12 protein-coding genes are annotated in these 15411 nt (G+C 66.2%); 2 read left to right on the top strand and 10 right to left on the bottom strand.

The genetic code is table 11. From position 1 onward, the window contains the following. Positions 1 to 31 precede the first annotated feature (31 nt). The 3 genes from AC1D3B_RS11910 to AC1D3B_RS11900 all read right to left on the bottom strand — a co-directional run bounded on the left by AC1D3B_RS11910 (position 32) and on the right by AC1D3B_RS11900 (position 4645). On the bottom strand, positions 32 to 1918 hold the full coding sequence (locus AC1D3B_RS11910) for a phage integrase family protein (protein ID WP_478190874.1): 1887 nt from the start codon (positions 1916 to 1918) through the stop codon (positions 32 to 34). A 330-nt stretch (positions 1919 to 2248) separates the two neighbouring features. Next, positions 2249 to 3331 carry a ParB/RepB/Spo0J family partition protein gene (locus AC1D3B_RS11905; protein ID WP_478190873.1) on the bottom strand — a complete coding sequence of 361 codons (1083 nt, stop codon included), beginning with the start codon at positions 3329 to 3331 and terminating at the stop codon, positions 2249 to 2251. 156 nt (positions 3332 to 3487) lie between these two features. After that, positions 3488 to 4645 carry an AAA family ATPase gene (locus AC1D3B_RS11900; RefSeq protein WP_478190872.1) on the bottom strand — a complete coding sequence of 386 codons (1158 nt, stop codon included), beginning with the start codon at positions 4643 to 4645 and terminating at the stop codon, positions 3488 to 3490. 631 nt (positions 4646 to 5276) lie between these two features. On the opposite strand from AC1D3B_RS11900, the gene AC1D3B_RS11895 reads away from it, so the two are divergent. Beyond that, complete coding sequence (locus tag AC1D3B_RS11895; protein ID WP_478190871.1) at positions 5277 to 6635, top strand: replication initiation protein; 1359 nt, start codon at positions 5277 to 5279, stop codon at positions 6633 to 6635. An 8-nt stretch (positions 6636 to 6643) separates the two neighbouring features. Here AC1D3B_RS11895 and AC1D3B_RS11890 read toward each other — a convergent pair whose 3' ends face one another. After that, a complete protein-coding gene (locus tag AC1D3B_RS11890; protein ID WP_478190870.1) occupies positions 6644 to 7162 on the bottom strand; it encodes a PDDEXK nuclease domain-containing protein in 519 nt (172 codons plus the stop codon). A 78-nt stretch (positions 7163 to 7240) separates the two neighbouring features. Continuing rightward, complete coding sequence (locus tag AC1D3B_RS11885) at positions 7241 to 8266, bottom strand: tyrosine-type recombinase/integrase (RefSeq protein ID WP_478190869.1); 1026 nt, start codon at positions 8264 to 8266, stop codon at positions 7241 to 7243. Between the two features lie 264 nt (positions 8267 to 8530). On the opposite strand from AC1D3B_RS11885, the gene AC1D3B_RS11880 reads away from it, so the two are divergent. Beyond that, entirely contained in the window at positions 8531 to 8728 is a 198-nt protein-coding gene (locus tag AC1D3B_RS11880; protein ID WP_478190868.1) for a hypothetical protein, read from the top strand. A 19-nt stretch (positions 8729 to 8747) separates the two neighbouring features. Here AC1D3B_RS11880 and AC1D3B_RS11875 read toward each other — a convergent pair whose 3' ends face one another. The 5 genes from AC1D3B_RS11875 to AC1D3B_RS11855 all read right to left on the bottom strand — a co-directional run bounded on the left by AC1D3B_RS11875 (position 8748) and on the right by AC1D3B_RS11855 (position 15337). Beyond that, complete coding sequence (locus AC1D3B_RS11875) at positions 8748 to 10649, bottom strand: hypothetical protein (protein WP_478190867.1); 1902 nt, start codon at positions 10647 to 10649, stop codon at positions 8748 to 8750. A gap of 140 nt (positions 10650 to 10789) precedes the next feature. After that, positions 10790 to 11698 carry a hypothetical protein gene (locus AC1D3B_RS11870; protein ID WP_478190866.1) on the bottom strand — a complete coding sequence of 303 codons (909 nt, stop codon included), beginning with the start codon at positions 11696 to 11698 and terminating at the stop codon, positions 10790 to 10792. After that, on the bottom strand, positions 11695 to 13860 hold the full coding sequence (locus AC1D3B_RS11865) for a hypothetical protein (protein ID WP_478190865.1): 2166 nt from the start codon (positions 13858 to 13860) through the stop codon (positions 11695 to 11697). Before AC1D3B_RS11865 ends, AC1D3B_RS11870 begins: the two co-directional genes overlap by 4 nt. 72 nt (positions 13861 to 13932) lie before the next feature. Then, positions 13933 to 14316 carry a glutaredoxin gene (locus tag AC1D3B_RS11860; RefSeq protein ID WP_478190864.1) on the bottom strand — a complete coding sequence of 128 codons (384 nt, stop codon included), beginning with the start codon at positions 14314 to 14316 and terminating at the stop codon, positions 13933 to 13935. A gap of 49 nt (positions 14317 to 14365) precedes the next feature. Next, on the bottom strand, positions 14366 to 15337 hold the full coding sequence (locus tag AC1D3B_RS11855) for a cation diffusion facilitator family transporter (RefSeq protein ID WP_478190863.1): 972 nt from the start codon (positions 15335 to 15337) through the stop codon (positions 14366 to 14368). Positions 15338 to 15411: the final 74 nt, after the last annotated feature.

Here is a 15411-nt window from a genome sequence, read left to right as displayed (position 1 = left end):
CGAGCCCGCCAGGCGCGGCACTGAGTTGCCTTCAGCCCTTCAGGTACAGGGCTGTCGTCGCTACCGATGCGTGCCCGACGTTCCGCTGAACAACCTCGATCGACAACGGTGACTGCCCCGCCCTGCCCTGCAGTGAATGCACCACGTGCGAGTGCCGCAGCCAGTGCGTGCTGGCTTCCCTGAGTCGCTGCGATGCAGCGTCATCGAGTTCCCGCGCGGCCTTGTCAACCGCGGCCTTGATCGCCTGGTAGAGACCCGAGGCCGACCAGCACGGCGGCTCGCCACTGCGTGGCGAACCGAATCGCGCAAGTAGCGCGACGCTTCGATTGCCGACGGCGTCGGCGGCGCCCTCGTGGCCCTGCATCGCGAGTTCGGCTTCGAGCTCTTCGACCAGACGAGACGGCACAGGGACGTCGCGACTGCGTCCTCCGCGGCCGACCACCTTCAACTGCCAGACGCTGTCCGACGCCGATTCTGGTTCCACGGGCTCTACCTTCCGGAGGTCGCCGCAGGTGGCCCGCTTGATCTCGTCCAGACGCAGTCCCGTCTCGTACAGCCAGCGCACGGCCCGTGCCAGCCGCCGTCCTACGACGTCGTCCGCGCGGCGCGCCAGGCAGGCGTCGAGATGGGTCCATTGCGCGGCGGTTAGCGTGCGGCCTGCACCCAGGGCGCTGCGTGGGCTCGAAGGCGCCTGCACCTCGGCGAACGGGTTGGTTCGCACGTAGTTTGCTGAAGCAAGAAAGGCGAAGAGGCCGCTCACGATCGTCAGCGCTTGCTTGCGTGCGCTCGACGACAACGGCCCTTCCATCGGGCGCCATAGCGGCGACCAACGCTGGTGATGGCGCGGTCCGCACCAACTCTTCGGCGGATCCGACAGGAACTCGAAGTAGGCGCTGGCGTCATCCACGGACAACGATGACAGCGCCTTTCCGCGCTCGAGAATGGCCCACAAGAGCAGTCGCTCGGCCTCCTTGCGATACGAGCGCTGAGTCGGCGACAGTGCGTGGCCCGCCCCATCCGCCTGCTTTGCCAGGAGCCACGCGTCGATGGCCTCCCTGTCGTCGACGGCGACCAGTCGACAGGTTTCGGACGGCGCACGGTTGTGTCCGGCCCGTCCATCGAGCTGCGCTGGCAACACGAACTTCTCGTAGGGAACCAGCGAGGTCGCCGGCGACACGACGGCCGCGAGCACGTCCGGGCTCAACTGCGCCCGTGGCTGCGCCGCATGCCGGCCGACCCTCAGCCCCCCCAGGACGTCCTCATTCGCGTGCAGCCAATCGAGAATCCGGGCCGCCTTGCGCTCGCCGATCCCCGGCACTTGCACCCACCAGCGTGCGCCCACGCCGTTGATGCATTCGACCAAGGAGAACAGCGTGCCGAGCCCCGCGCGTTCGAGGCGGGCGGCCACGGCCGGATTGAGCCAGGCCGACACGCCATCCAGCGGCCTCGGGTCCTGCGCAATCAGCCCCTCTAGCCAGCGCAGCGCCTCGAGTTGCCGCTCGATCACGCGCGCGCGCCGCGAAGGCTGTCCTCCTCTGCCCGCGCGGCCGGACTGTCCATCGCCCGCGCGGGCATGCGCCGCCTCGTAGGCCTCGATCTGCTCGGCCTCCGAGAAGTCCTCCAGTCCGTTGGCGTGCGCAAACTCGGCCAAGCTTGGCAACTGTGGCGCCTTGTCCGAGTACCCGGACGGGTCGAGCAGGATCAAGCGCGCGGTGCCCGGCTTCCGTTCGCGTCGCGCGGCGGCCGCAAAGGCGTCGCGGATCCAGGCGATGGTGCGCCGGACAGTGCGGAGGTCGGCGTGCTCGCCCTCGAGGCGCAGGTAACGATCCCAACTCGCGCGCTCGTCCAGCCCTTGGGCCAAGGCCCGCATGAAGGCGAAATGGCCCCGGTGGAGCTTGCGTGGCGGTCGATTCGTCACCGGGCCGAGGCGTTCACGGGTGGGCAGGCGCAGTTACGGCCGTACGCAGGACTCGAACGGGGATCCCCAGCCTGCTTCTTCGTTGACGTTCGTGCATATGTCAAACATCGGGCGACCCGATCGATTGGTCGAAAAACCAAGCATATCAAAGACTTAGAAGTATCAGCTCAGAATAGCCTAATCTCGACATGTAAATTCATCATTGATGATTATTTGAGACGCGCCCCTGGGTGCGACAGCGCTCTGCGTCCATTCACTCCGCCGCCGAAATCCCAACCGCTCTCACATTAGATGGTGGTTCGCCGTTTGCTCGGCGCACCACTCTCTCGCTCAGGTCTGCTGACGGAGCTTGCGCAATGCGGCCACGACCGCCGATTCGACCGCCTCCGCATTCGAATCCACCGCGGCTTGGGCCGCGATCGTGATCGTGATCTCGCCCGATTTGGCGCGCACGAGCGCGCCGAGTTTGTTCCCTGCCACTTCAATGTCGACGCGTTCAGTGCGCTCGAAGCCGGGCTTCGCGTCAAGCAGCCGCGCGACCACGATCGGCGCCGACAGCCCCTGGCCTCGAAGTTTCTCCGCGCGCTTCAGGACCGCGCGGCGGTCCTGCTCCATCGCCGCAGTCATCTGCTCGGCGTGGCGAAAACTGATGTCGAGTGGACTGCGAAAACACTCGACCACGGCCTCGGGCAACTGAGCCACCAGCAGCGCCTTGCGCACCCAGGTGTGGCTCACGCCGATGGCCTCGGCAAGCTGTCGCTGTGTTGGGAACAACTGCTCCTCGAGCGCGCGCTGGTACATGACGCCCTGCTCATAGGCCGACAAGTCCGCGCGCTCCCGGTTCTCGCGGTCCATGATCTCGAACAAGGCGCGGTCACCGAGTTCGTCGTTCCACACCGAGGCCAGCACTTCGATGCCCAGTTCGAGGCAGGCCTGGTGCCGTCGATGGCCGAACACGAGTTCGAACTGGCCCGGCTCATCCTTCAACGGCCGCACGAGGATCGCCTGGACGTTGCCGCCGGCGTGCTCGATGTCGGCCTTCAATCCGGCAAATTCGCTGGTACTGAAGGAAGACTGGTGACGGTTCGCGTAGCGGCTGGGCCGGATCGTCTTTGGGTCCATCTTGCGCGTTGGCAGCGCGCCTTCGTACTGGCGCAGTTTGTCGCGCAGCGCGGCCATCTCCCCCTCGACTTGCTGGATCTGACCGCGGAACGCCATCATCTGACCCGGGCCGGTCCGTGGCGGCAGGCCGGCGCCCGAAGCCGGTGGAAACCTGGTTTCCACGCCGGCCGGCGCTGGCGCAGGACCGTCGGGCGGCTCGGGCGTCACTGCAGGGGCCGCGGGCCTGGGCAGCTCGGTGGGCAGCGACAGACCGGCAGTCAGCGCTTCAAGACGTTTGCGTGTGCTTGCCATGTCAGGCCTCCTCTTCGCGCTGCGGCGTAGGTGTCGATTCGGCCGGCACGACGACCTTCGGCCGGCCTCGGGCCTCAGAAACGAGACGGCTGCACAACAACTTGCATCGGCCGGTGGAAACCAGGTTTCCACGCGCGAGCGATTTCCTTGTCGTGTTCATCGTTGTGCCCTGCCCTGTGCCTGCCAGGCGCCGACGACCGATTGCTCGACCAGTTCAACGAACGAGTCATAGGCGTCCACCGCCCGCTTGTAGGTCTTGGCAGCACCCTCGTACTTCTGAACGTCGTAGACGGTCGCGAACTCCGCGGCCTTGTTGCTCGTGACACTGGTCTTAGGGATCTCAACCGGCAAGGTGTACTCGCCGTAGGTCGCCTGGATCCATTGCCGCACCGCAGGCATCGCGGGATCGGCTGCGTCGACGCGGCTCAACAGCACATGCAGGAAGTCGAAGGCCTTGCCCTCGCGGTCCTTGCTCTGGCCGTCGAGATTGCCGCCGAGGTCCGCGAGCAGCGACCAGAACTGGGCCGACGAAGCGAAGTCGAGACCCGAGGGCGGCACCGGCACCACGATCCCGTTGGCAGCCCACAGCGCATTGATCGTCACATAGGAAAGGGAAGGTGGCGTGTCGATCACGATGACGTCGTAGAGATCGCGGACGCTGTCGAGGCCCACATTCAGCACGTCCCAAAACTTGGCGCCCGGCTCCTGCATCTGGCGCGCCGGCAGCGCGAACTCGGCCGAGAAGAGGAAGGGTGCGGCCGCGACCAAGTCGATGCCATCCCAGTAGGTCGAGCGGATCGCATACCGGATGTCGTTCTCGGTGCCGTCGCACAGCGGCCCGATCGTCATGTCCTCGGTTACCTCGGCTTCGGGCAGTAAACCATGCAGGGTCGTCAACGAGCCCTGAGGATCGGTATCGATTGCCAGCACCCGGTGGCCGCGCAGGCTCAGGCCTTGGGCCAGGATCATCGCGGTGGTCGTCTTGGCGACGCCGCCCTTGAAGTTGCCGACCGCGATCGTCACCGCCTTGCGCCCGGCTGGACGCATCTTTTCGCCGCGGTATGTGCGAGTCCAGCGGCGCAACTCGTCGAGCCCGAAAATCCGCTTGCCGCCCGAGGGGGTCAGTTGCCCGCCCGGCAGGTCATCCTTGGTGATCCGGTACGCGACATGCGCCTTGTCGACGCCGCACAGGGCGGCAAGCTGGGCGGTGGAGTAGGTGGGGGCGATCTTGCGGGTCTCAGGGGCCAGCAGCATGCCGCGGATCTGCTCGACCATCGAGCCGGCCCGCGTCGCCAGGGCAGCAATGCGCTCCATATTGATCGTCTGGCGAGGCTGGGCAGGGGCGTCAGTGGAAACCAGGTTTCCACCGACCGGCGGGACAGTGACAGACATAGGGGACAACCTTATTCGACAGAATCCAGCGATTCTATGAGAATCCGTCGAATGAACAAGTTTCGCGTAGAGCGCGCCAATTCTCTCGCCGCGTATTGTGAGGTCCTTTGGGAATCCACCGCCAGCCGGCCGCCGGCACCGGCGCCGATAAGGGCAGAAAACTGCGGCCCCAGGGCGGAAGCGTGCATCCAGCCGGCTTCACCGCCCCCGCGACGGCTGGAAGCGCCGCGGGGGAGGGCGGTTGCCCCTATCCACTCACACCCAAGCCCATTGCTTCTCACGCTTCGCTGAGTCGGAGCCCAATTTCTCTCACATCAAATCCCAACGCCGCTCACGTTCAACCCCAATGAAACTCACAGTTCGCATCGTAAGCCTTTGTCCGCGTTGAAGAAATCAGATCCTCAACTCTTCAATCTCCCAAGTGTTCCTTTCAAACAATTCAAGGGCACTGACAGAATTTCTTGTGAATTGACCGAATCACAATACGACGGCATGATGTGCAACCCCATCAACACCACCCCGCTCCATGGCCGAGGATGACTTATCACGCAGCGTGCCTCGCCAGCCCCCGACGGCAGAGGAGCAAAGCGTCGCGAAAGCCAACGAGGCTATCGCGATCCGCCCGAAGCGCGGGCGCCTGACCCTGTTGTCCCGGCGGATCTACAACGCGCTGCTGTACCACTCCCAGCGCCAGGGCGTCGATGAACCCGTGTATCGGCTCGCGCTCAGCGAGCTGATCGGCGACGCCCGCTTCAACTCGAACAACACCGAGCTGCTCAAGTCGCACCTGCGCGACATGCAGGCCACAACGATCGAGTGGTCGACCAGCAGCAGCTCGCTCAAGCGCTGGGTCTCGTCGCAGCTGCTGGGCACCGTGACGATCGAGGAGCAGGGCAGGGGCCGTCCGTGCATGGTGACCTGGCGCTACCCCGACGAGATCAAGGAGCGGCTGGTCAAGCCCCACCAGTACACGCGCGTGCTGCTCGAGATGAGCAGCCAGATGCGCAGCTACTCGGCCGCGGTGCTCTACGAGATCGGTGCGCGCTACCTGACCTCGCCGGGCCGGCTCTCGATGCGCGAGGACGTCGTATGGTGGGCGGCCGTTCTGACCGGGCGCAGCGACATCAAGGAAGTGGACTACCGCTTTCTCAAGCGCGACGTCATCACCAAGGCGATCGCCGAGATCGACGCGCTGTGCGAGGAATTCGGCCTCGAACTGATCGAGCACAAGCGCGGGCGCAAGATCGAGGAGATCCAGTTCCGGGTGGTGCCAAGGGTCCAGCAACGCCTCGGCGACATCAATGCGCCCAATCGCAACGTGTTCGACCTCGAACTGGTCGCGCGCCTCGTCGCACTCGGCATCAAGCAGGACGAGGCGCAGGACCTGTATGCGACGACCGATGAAGGGCAGATCCGGGCGACGCTCGACCATGTCGAAGCGCGGCAGCGCAATGCGTCGATGCCCGTGCTCAAGTCGCCCGCCGCGTATTTCAAGGACGCATTGAAGAAGGGCTATGGCGGTGTCGTCGCCGGCGCGCCGGCGTCAGCGGTCGCCGGCACGGCACCGGCACTCCCCGCACCGGCCCTCCCCGCACCGGCCCCGGCGCTGTCCGAGGCCGATCGACAGCGCCGGATCCGCGAACTATGGGAGAACGACCGCATGGGCAAGGCACGCGCTCTGTTCGCGGAGATGCTCGAACCGATGCAGGCGGACCTGCGCTCGCGCTTCGAGGCCGATCGGCTCGACCAGATGGCCGCGCCGATCGCGCGCGCCTGGCGGCGCGACGGGCCCGACAGTCGCATTGCCGCGACGACCTTCTTCAAATGGCTGGCGCAGGAAACCTGGCCCGAAGAACCCAGCGATCGCGTGTTGCTCGACTTCGCACTGCAGCGCGGCGTTCCAGGGCTGTAGCGCTCTTTTCAGAAAGTCAGCGCATGCTTCAGAGCATGCTTCAGAAATGATGAAGCACGCGTGGCTTGAGTGGCAATCGAATCCGCGCGGCCGCGCCGGCCAGTCAACCGTTCGTCCGGCCCGGAGGGCGGCTCGGATGACTTCCTGCAGCTGGCGCGGGGAGGGCAGCTTCCCCCTCGCTCCCTGTCGTTGAGCAGGTTCAGATAGAAGTCCATCTTGCCCGCGTACTCGGGTTCGAACTTGCCGATCTTCAACTCGATCGCCACTAGCGACTTCAGGAATCGGCGATAGAACGGCAGGTCGATGAAGTACTCGTTGCGGCCCAAGGTGAGGCGGTGCTGGCGTCCGATGAAGCAGAAGCCGTAGCCGAGCTCCAGGATGAAGTCGCGCAACTTGTCGATCAGCTGGTTCTCGAGATCGCGCTCCCTGACGGCCTGGCGCCGCGTACGTCGATGAAATGGGCGTAGTCGCTCGCGGGAACGGGGTTGCGGGTCATGGGACGGGACTTTAGACCACCGTCTTGCCACGACCGACGGGACCGGGCCGGTTGGAGCAGAGGCGAAGAAAGGGCAGGGGAGGCTTGCCCGTGCTCAGTCAGTGGCCAGCTAGATGACATCCTCGGGCCCGGCGACGACACGCCGGTACCTCGCCATGGTGTCGGGTTCGACCCCGAGCCAGCGCGCGACCTGTTCGCTGTCGGCACCGCGCCGGAGTTGACGCAGCGCGAACGTGTGCCGAAGGCGAAACGATCCGCCATCCGCGGCGACGAGGCCCGCCGCGTCGAGCACCTGCTTGGCGGCCTTGTAGTGAGACTCCTTGCTCCAGGCCTTGCCGCTGCGCGTGGAGGGAAACAGAAAAGGCCCCTCGACGCGCGCCTCGGTGCGCACCTGCAGCCAATGCTGCAGCAGTTCTCCGGCCCACGGTGCGATCGGCGTCTCGCGTGCGGGCGAATTGCCGTTGCCCGGGACCGCCACCTTCCACGGCCTTTCGCGCACGTGTCCGCCCTGCGCGGTCGGTCCGTCAAGAGTCAGCACGCGCACGTCGCCGGGTGTCAGCCCGGCGCCCAACTGCAAGCTGACCGCGACGCGGTTCCGCACCTCCTGCCAGCTGAACGCCGTCTGCGCGGCTCGGCGTTCGGCGGAGAGGTGCGGGCGTGGTCGAGCTTGCGTCAGAAAGGTGATCAGCTGCTTGGTCTCGGCCACCGAGAGGAATTCCGGCAACGGATCGGACGCCGTGGCTTCCGCGTAGCGGATCTCGGGATTCGTGGCAATCCAGTCGGCGGCCGCGGTGTTCACGGGCGCGTCCGTGGCCGCCGCGTGGTGCCGCAGCACCCGATCGATCAGGCGCAGAAGACGCAAGGCATGGCGCGGGGAGAGCGACAGGTCGGCGCTTTTCATGCCGTAACGCGCCGCCTGGAAGGCTTGCAGATCGCGCGAGTCCAGCGACTCCAGCGTGACCGCGGGCGATTGATCCAGGCACCAGGCCGTGAAGGCCCTCCACATGTTCCGGTACACATCGACCGATGAGGCCCGGCGCAGCGATCCTTGCGCCTGCTGGTCGTGAAGCCAATGCTCAAAGGCCCCACGATGGATTTCGCGAGGAGCTTCTTCGAAGAGGGAAAGGGATGCCATAAATACGCTAACGGCAGGGGTGTGGTGTTATGTAGGAACGGGGTTGTGCGTTGAGGTGGAGGAAGCGGGGTGCCGTTAGTGTAAATACCTCATCGGTATCTCGCGTCAATGCAACCATGCCTTGGAGCGCATCCAGGGGCGCAGCAAACACACTCGTTCCCAGCCCAGTGTTGCGGTAAATGTACAAACGAGAACCTTCGAGGTACTTGTAGTTACGTTTGTATACGTTTGGGTTACCATCGCTCACCGAACGAGGTCAAAAGTATGAACACCTATCCGACATCCAGCCAAGCGACCGGCGTTGCACGCACCCTCAGCAAGAGCGCGCAGAGCACCATTGTTGTTTACAAGACGGCCGAGAACAGGTTCGTGACGGCCAGCCTGCGAGACTCGGTACGTGGCCTGGTGCTCGGGGCCTATCGCAATGGCTATGGGGTTCCTGTCGGCGAAGTCGTGAGGTAACTGGCCCCGCGTGATACGCCTAAGGCACGTTGGCCGTGCTGATCGCGAACGGCCGGCCCGGTATCGACATGCCGCCGCCAAATTCGAAGGGCGCATCGCCACCCGTTCCCATGCCGCAACCACGCGGCGGCTGGCAGGCCCAGGAAGGGCCTCGATCGGCAAACACGACCTTCCCGTACCGATAGTTCAGCACCGCTTTCGCGCCATGGTCCGCAATGCTCAGCACGTGACCGGCGGTCGCGAAATTGTCGGCATCCTCGACGGCGATCGGATCCACGATGCGTGAATCCTGGAGGGTGCGCACGACGCGGCCGCTGTTTCCGTCAGCCGCAAAGCGCACCCACTGGATCTTGCGCTCGCCACGCGACGCAACCAGCACCTGGCGATTGAGCGGGTCTACGCTCTCGTCGTCTGGCGCGCTCTTCGAGATCGCGAGCGAGGTCGGATTGCGGCCGACAGGCACGACGCCGAGTTGCACGATCCCGTTCGCGGACGCGACCGCGGCACTCCCGGCTGCGGTCGCATACCCACCGAGCCCGAAGATCCGCAGCGTGCCGTCCTCCGTCGCAATCCAGGCGCGCTGCACCTCGCCGAACTGCGTGGTGCGTACGGCGGTTGGCCGGGCGCCGAGGGAAACGGTCTTCACGAGTTCGGGAGCATGGTGCGGCCAGTATGCGAAGGCATAGGGCCACTGATCGTCGCGCAGCCCGAAGCGGCCCACCGTCGACTCGAACTCGCCCTGGGTGCCTTCGAAGTAGGTGCGGCGCATCGACCCGAACAGAGGCCGCAGGTCGACGAAGGCCGCCTTGCGCTCCGACTTGGAAACCACGACTGCGATCCCGCCTTTCGCAACCTTCCCATCGTTGTCGCCGCGGGCACGGAAGCTTGCGCGGTTGAACGGGTCCGATAGCGGCGTCTCGAGTCCCATGAAGTTGCCGTTGCCGAGCATGGTGCGAAACGGGTCGAGGCCGGTTGTCACCGCGATGTCGGTCGGCGCGGCCAGCCCCGGCAGGTCGATGTAGCCGAGCACCTTCATGAAGGCAATGTTGCCCATGTTGGGCAGCCCCGGATACACGCCCAGCCACTCGTGCCACCAGTCGTACCAGGCGCGCGGCTTCACGCGGTCGTAGGGGTTGCAGCCGTCGCACAGGCCGGCCAGCGCGATGACAGCCACCTGCCCTTGATGCGTCTTCACGTCCCACACCGTGACGAAGGCGAACTCGCTGTTGCCGCTCATCGCGATCGCGGTCGGCACCTTGTTCGCGGCGAGCTTGACGGTCGCACGATTCGTCGCCGTGTTGGTCCCCGCGGTGGCAATCAACCCGTTCTGGTAGGCGACGAGACTGCTCGCGCAGAAGCCCGCGCGACCGCCGCAGCGCCCGATCGCGACGGGACCGCCGGCGATCAATCCTTGCGCCCTGTAGTCCATCGCGGTGACGGAGTCCATGCCGCCGCCGGCCACGCCGGTGCGCGTCCAGCTCAATTGGGGCCGCTGGGCGAATGTGTTGAATTCGTAGCCCGAGACCTGGATGTCTGCGACCCCGATGCGCGCAGCAGGATCCTCCGGCACGAACAGCACATTGGCCTGGTTGGTCGAATAGCTGCCGGCTGCCACCTGGTCGTTGGTCTGGTCCCCGGAATTGCGCGGCCCCCCGACCTGCCAGCGCGAATCGCCGCCGCGCGCGACCACGTCGGGGCGTTGGTACCACGTCGGCGCGCCTTTGGCGATCGGACCGGCAGGTGCGCCGAAGCGATACGCGATGCCGGCCTCGCTGCCCATCTGGCCCGCGATCGCCACGTAGGCGGCGGGCACGATGGCGCCAGTGGCGTCGACGATGTCTCCCGGCAGAGCGGGCAAGACAGCCCGAGCACACAGTGGAGACAGGGTCAAGGCTGCCGCCGCGAGGATGGATGGGAGCATCGGCATACGCCATTGTGGCGGCGTGTTCTGCGTCGGACCAAATCGGAGCAGCCCTTGGGGGCTGCATCGCGAGACTTCGCTCGATCCGGCGGACGGACCGAACTGAAGCGAGGCGCCGCCACAGCTCCGGCGACGGCAGCTCACGCCGCGCCGAGCGCGTCGAGGTTGGCCCGGTAGACGCGTACGCTTTCGATGTCGCCGACAGCCTCTGCGCCGGCAATGGCACGCGTCGTGCACTCCCGCGCCCTAGCGGCGTTTCCGAGCCGGTGTTCGTCAAACCCCATCAGACCCAGGACCTTGGGCGATAGCGCCGCCAGCAGCGCATCGCCAGGGTGGCCCTCGATCACCGACAGCGCCTCGACAAGGCGGTGCCTGCTGATCTCATACCGACCCGCATCGGCTGCCTCCTGCGCACGCACGACCAGCCGCCGGACCTGTAGCGCACGCTGGCCCGAGTCGGGCGCAATTGCCAGCGCGTCGATCACGCGCAGCGACATCAGGTTTTCGTAGTAGGCAACGCGCCCGGCCTCGTCGCCGCTCGCACCGCACGCGTCATAGGCGCGCTGCGTGAAGTCGAGCGCGGCGGCGTACTCGCCGCGGTGGAGCGCATTGGTGCCGAGCGTGCCGAGGATCTTCGGGCGCAGGTCGTCCACCACGTTGCCGGTCGCCCCCTCCATCTCGTCCAGCACGGCACGGAGTTCCGTGTCGGACGCGCTGTGCTCCCCACCTTCGGACAAGGCCTGCGCATTGGACAGCCTTCGCTTCCATCGCACGATCGGGTTGTCCTTGTCCTCGCCCACCATGCGCTGCAGCAGCGAAGCTTCGCCCACGTGGTCGAACAGTTGCGCAATGCGGAAGAGCGAGTCGACGTACAGTTTCACTGCTGCCTGGTCGCCACGGATCGCAGGCGGCACATTCAGCCAGGAGCCGAACTGTTCGACGACCTCCTGCCCGTGCGCCTGAAGCAGGCGATTCAACGCCGTCGCGTCGTTGGCTTCGATCGCCGCGTGAAATTCGGCGTGCAGAGCGCTAGCGCATGGAAGGCTCATGGAACCTCCTCCAGAACCTGCCACTGGAACAGCCCCCCGGCATGCACCCTGGCGGGACGCTTCGCCAGGTTCACGGGCTTGATCATCTCACCGACCTCCACATCCTTTGGGGGATCCTCCGGCTCGTAGATGCGGACGTTGTCCCTGGCTTCATCGACGGCCACCGTGACATGGGTGATCCCGGTCCAGCGCAGGGGTTCGATGACCTGCCCCGCCACCGGGCAATGCGACAAGCGCATCGACGTCGCGACGACGACCCACGCGTTCGCGACGACCGCAACGCCTTCGAGCGTCCCGACAACCAGATGCCCGATCGGCGCGATGTCGGCGGCGACCCACGAGATGCTCGTGATGGAGACTGGCAACACGGCCTCAAGCTCGGAGAGGTGTTGGTGAACCCAGTTGGCCAACAGAATCGCCTCGCCCTCGCACGCCCCGACGACCGCGACGTGGCACGGGGCTACGTCGACCGTCGCGGCGACTTCAAGCCGGCGGAACGGTGGAACAGCCGCAGCGTCATCGCGCGCAGCGTTCCATGCTGTCGGCAGGGCGAGAGCGCCGGTCCAGTCCAGCGACGCCGTCGGCACGGGCTTCGCGTCCGCCCGGACCGCCCGTCCGGTGCGGCGTGGACGCACGACGACCGCCCCATCCTCGAAGGCCGGCATCGGCAGCACACCTGTCACCACCGCTGAATCGTCGATGTGAATCTTGACCGGGCCCCGGAGCCCCTTCAATCGGTCATAGATGAATGCCAGGTCGTCGGGATCCGTCACCGCGAGTCCGAGCCGCTCGACGCACCGGCCGGGCGACTGGATGTCGAACAATTCGGTATCGAGCACCGCCCGCCACAGCACATGCGGCAGGTCGACCAGAAGGCTTTCGAAATAGTGCTCGACCTCGCCGGCTGCTGTCGTCGGGCGCCGCGAACCGACGACAAGGTCGGCCCCGTTCCCGTACGTGTCGGCGACGAGCGCCTCCAGCGCACACCAGGCGCGCGAGAGGTAGTCCTGGGCGTCGTCGAGCATGATGACCGTGCGTCCCATGATCTGTGCCGCCGAGAGTTCCTTGAGGCCCTGCACGAACAGCGGGATGTCCTCCCCCTCTCGCGGCGGCTGGGGCAGGCAGGCGTAGTCGTACCAGAGGTGAATTCGCTCCGTCAACCGGCGCAGCAGCGGACGGTCGGCCATGAGGCTGCGCAGTCCGGCGAGTCCGTTGTCGGTCTCAGCGCGCGCGACCCCATGATCCTCGAGTTCCTCTTCGAGGGAGGCGACCTCAACGGCTGCCTGCCGCAGCGACTCCTCGTCGAGCGCGAACCGGAGGACGTTGACGATCAGGGCCTCGGCGAGCGTGGTCCCCCTGGGCCCCACGGCTTGCCCCAGCTGTGCGCTGAACCGCCGCGGTTGATGCAGCCCGCGCTGGTCGGCAACCCGTATGGCTTGAACGAGGTGAGCCACGAGCTGCCAGGCCGCGAAGCGCGCCTGCGCGCCTTCGGCATCCGGATGCGTCGTGCCGAGCCAGCGATGCGAGAGGAAGCAATAGAAGATCCCTCGCTGTGTCTCGCGATGAAGCTGCGACCGGACCTCCTGGAGACGGCGAAAGTGCCCGTCTTCGAGCAGCGTCTTCAGGGGAAGCCAGTGCGTTGCCTGCAGGCGCACGGTCAGGGTCTGTGCCGCGACCAGCGCCTCATCCGCATCGTACGCGCCGAGCAGGAGCGCGTCGGGGAGGTCCGTCAGGGAAAAGGTCCAGCGGTCCACGATCTCGCGCCCGGCATCGTCGACGCGGTCCGTGTACATGTGGATCGCCTCCCGATCGATGCCGTAGCGGAACGAGCCGTCGGAAATGGGCAGGCGAATCGCGCGAGGACGCAGCACCGCTTGCTGCGTGAGGATCTCGTCCACGACCGTGTCGGCCTTGCTGCGATCGGCAAGCTCGCGTTGCATGGCCGTCCACGCTGCCGTTTGCAGCGGCGACGGTCCACGTCGTGGCGACGCGGCAAACATGCGGAAGCCGATCGCGTCGTACGGAGCCTCCTGATGCCCACGCCTGGCGTAGAGGATTGCGCGTCCGGCGGCTGACGTCTCCGCGCTGAGCGTGGCGGGGTCGAGGATCAACGCGCGTGGAGAGCGACCCTCAAGGTCCGACGCATCGATTCCGCCGAACACGGCAGGGAGTCCTGAAAGCTCGACCTCATCAGCCATGGCGCCTCCGCTTCACGTCGGCCAGGATCCACTCCGTCAGGTCGGCACTGTCGTGTCGGCCACCAGCCCGGGCAATTCGCCGCTCGCAATGAGCTTCTGCAGGTCGTCGGCTCCGCCGATCAGGGTGCCGCGCACGAAGATCATCGGCAGCGTCGGCCAGCCGGTCCACATCTTGAGCGCATTGCGCTCGCGCCATCTCGAGAAATAGCTGCCGTAGCCGAGGTAATGGTAGGGCACCCCGGCTTCGTCAAGCAGGCGTCTGGCCTTCTTCGGAAAAGGGTTGATGCCCATGCCGACCACCACGACCGGATGCGTCGCCACGGCGTCCTGCACTTCGCGGACGATGGCGGACTGGTGCCGGGCGATCTTGTCGCGGACGGCGGGATGAATGTGGGTTTCGGCAAGGATTGCGCGGGGCATGGGTGCTTTCTCCGGGATGGCGACACAGCTTACATGGCAGCTGCCGTGCCTACGCGCTGATGTCCTCTTCCTCGGGCGCGGCCAGCGTCAGGGTGGCGAGGCCGACGTTCCTGTGGGTCATGACCTGCCGCTCCAGCCGGCGCAGGATGGCGCCGAGTTCGGCCTGGGAATGCTCGCCGGCAATCTCGATGCGCGCAGCCAGGAGAATGCGATCCGGCCCGATGAACTCGGTGAACAGATGAGTGACGCGCTTGACGTCGGGCGACTGCTTCAGCAGCACGATGGCGCTCGCCCGACGATCCGCTGGCAGCGGCATCCCGGCCAGATAGCGGCGGTTCAGGTTGACCAGGAACACCCCGGCGATCCCCATCAGCACGCCCACGACGATGGAGCCCCCGGCGTCGTACACCACGTTGCCGGTGATGTCGTGCAACAGCATGCCCAGCCCCGCGACGGCCAGCCCGACCAGCGCGAGAAGGTCCTGCGTCACCACCGTCCTCAGCTGCGAGTCGGAGGTCTCGAACACGTGCTTGACCGCGCCGAGCTGTCGCTCCGAGGCACGTCGCCGCAGGAACCGAAGCGCCTGAAAGGTCGAGATGCTCTGGAGCACCAGCGATCCGAGGATGACGGCGTAGCCGAGCCGGTAGTCGGTCGTCGCGTCGGGCATGCCCAGCTGGCGAATGCCGCGCCAGATCCCGACTTGCGCACCCAGGGCCAGCATGGCGATCGAGCCGAACATCGACCACACGTACGACTCCCGTCCATAGCCGAGCCGATGGAGCGCGTCGGCGGGACGCCTGGCCGCGAGGTAGGCGGCGACCAGGAAACTGTCGGTCAACGTGTCGACCCACGAGTGCACGGCCTCGGCGGTCATGGATGCGGAGCCCGTGAGGACCGCGGCCACCGTCTTCACGAGCGCCATCGACGTTCCCGCCGCGAAGGCCAGCCACACGGCCGACTTGCCGCCGGGCTTGTCGGCATCGACGCCGAGGTGGCGATGAAAGCGGTGAAACGCCCTCATGGCTGGGCACCTCGTCGCCCTTCGCGAGTCTTGGGGGAAGTCATGTTGGGGGATGATGCCACCTGCCCCGCCGT

It is taken from the genome of Variovorax sp. P5_A3 (assembly GCF_056400665.1).
Note: the sequence above shows the minus strand (reverse complement) of the source record. Positions and strands in the feature narration are given on the sequence as shown.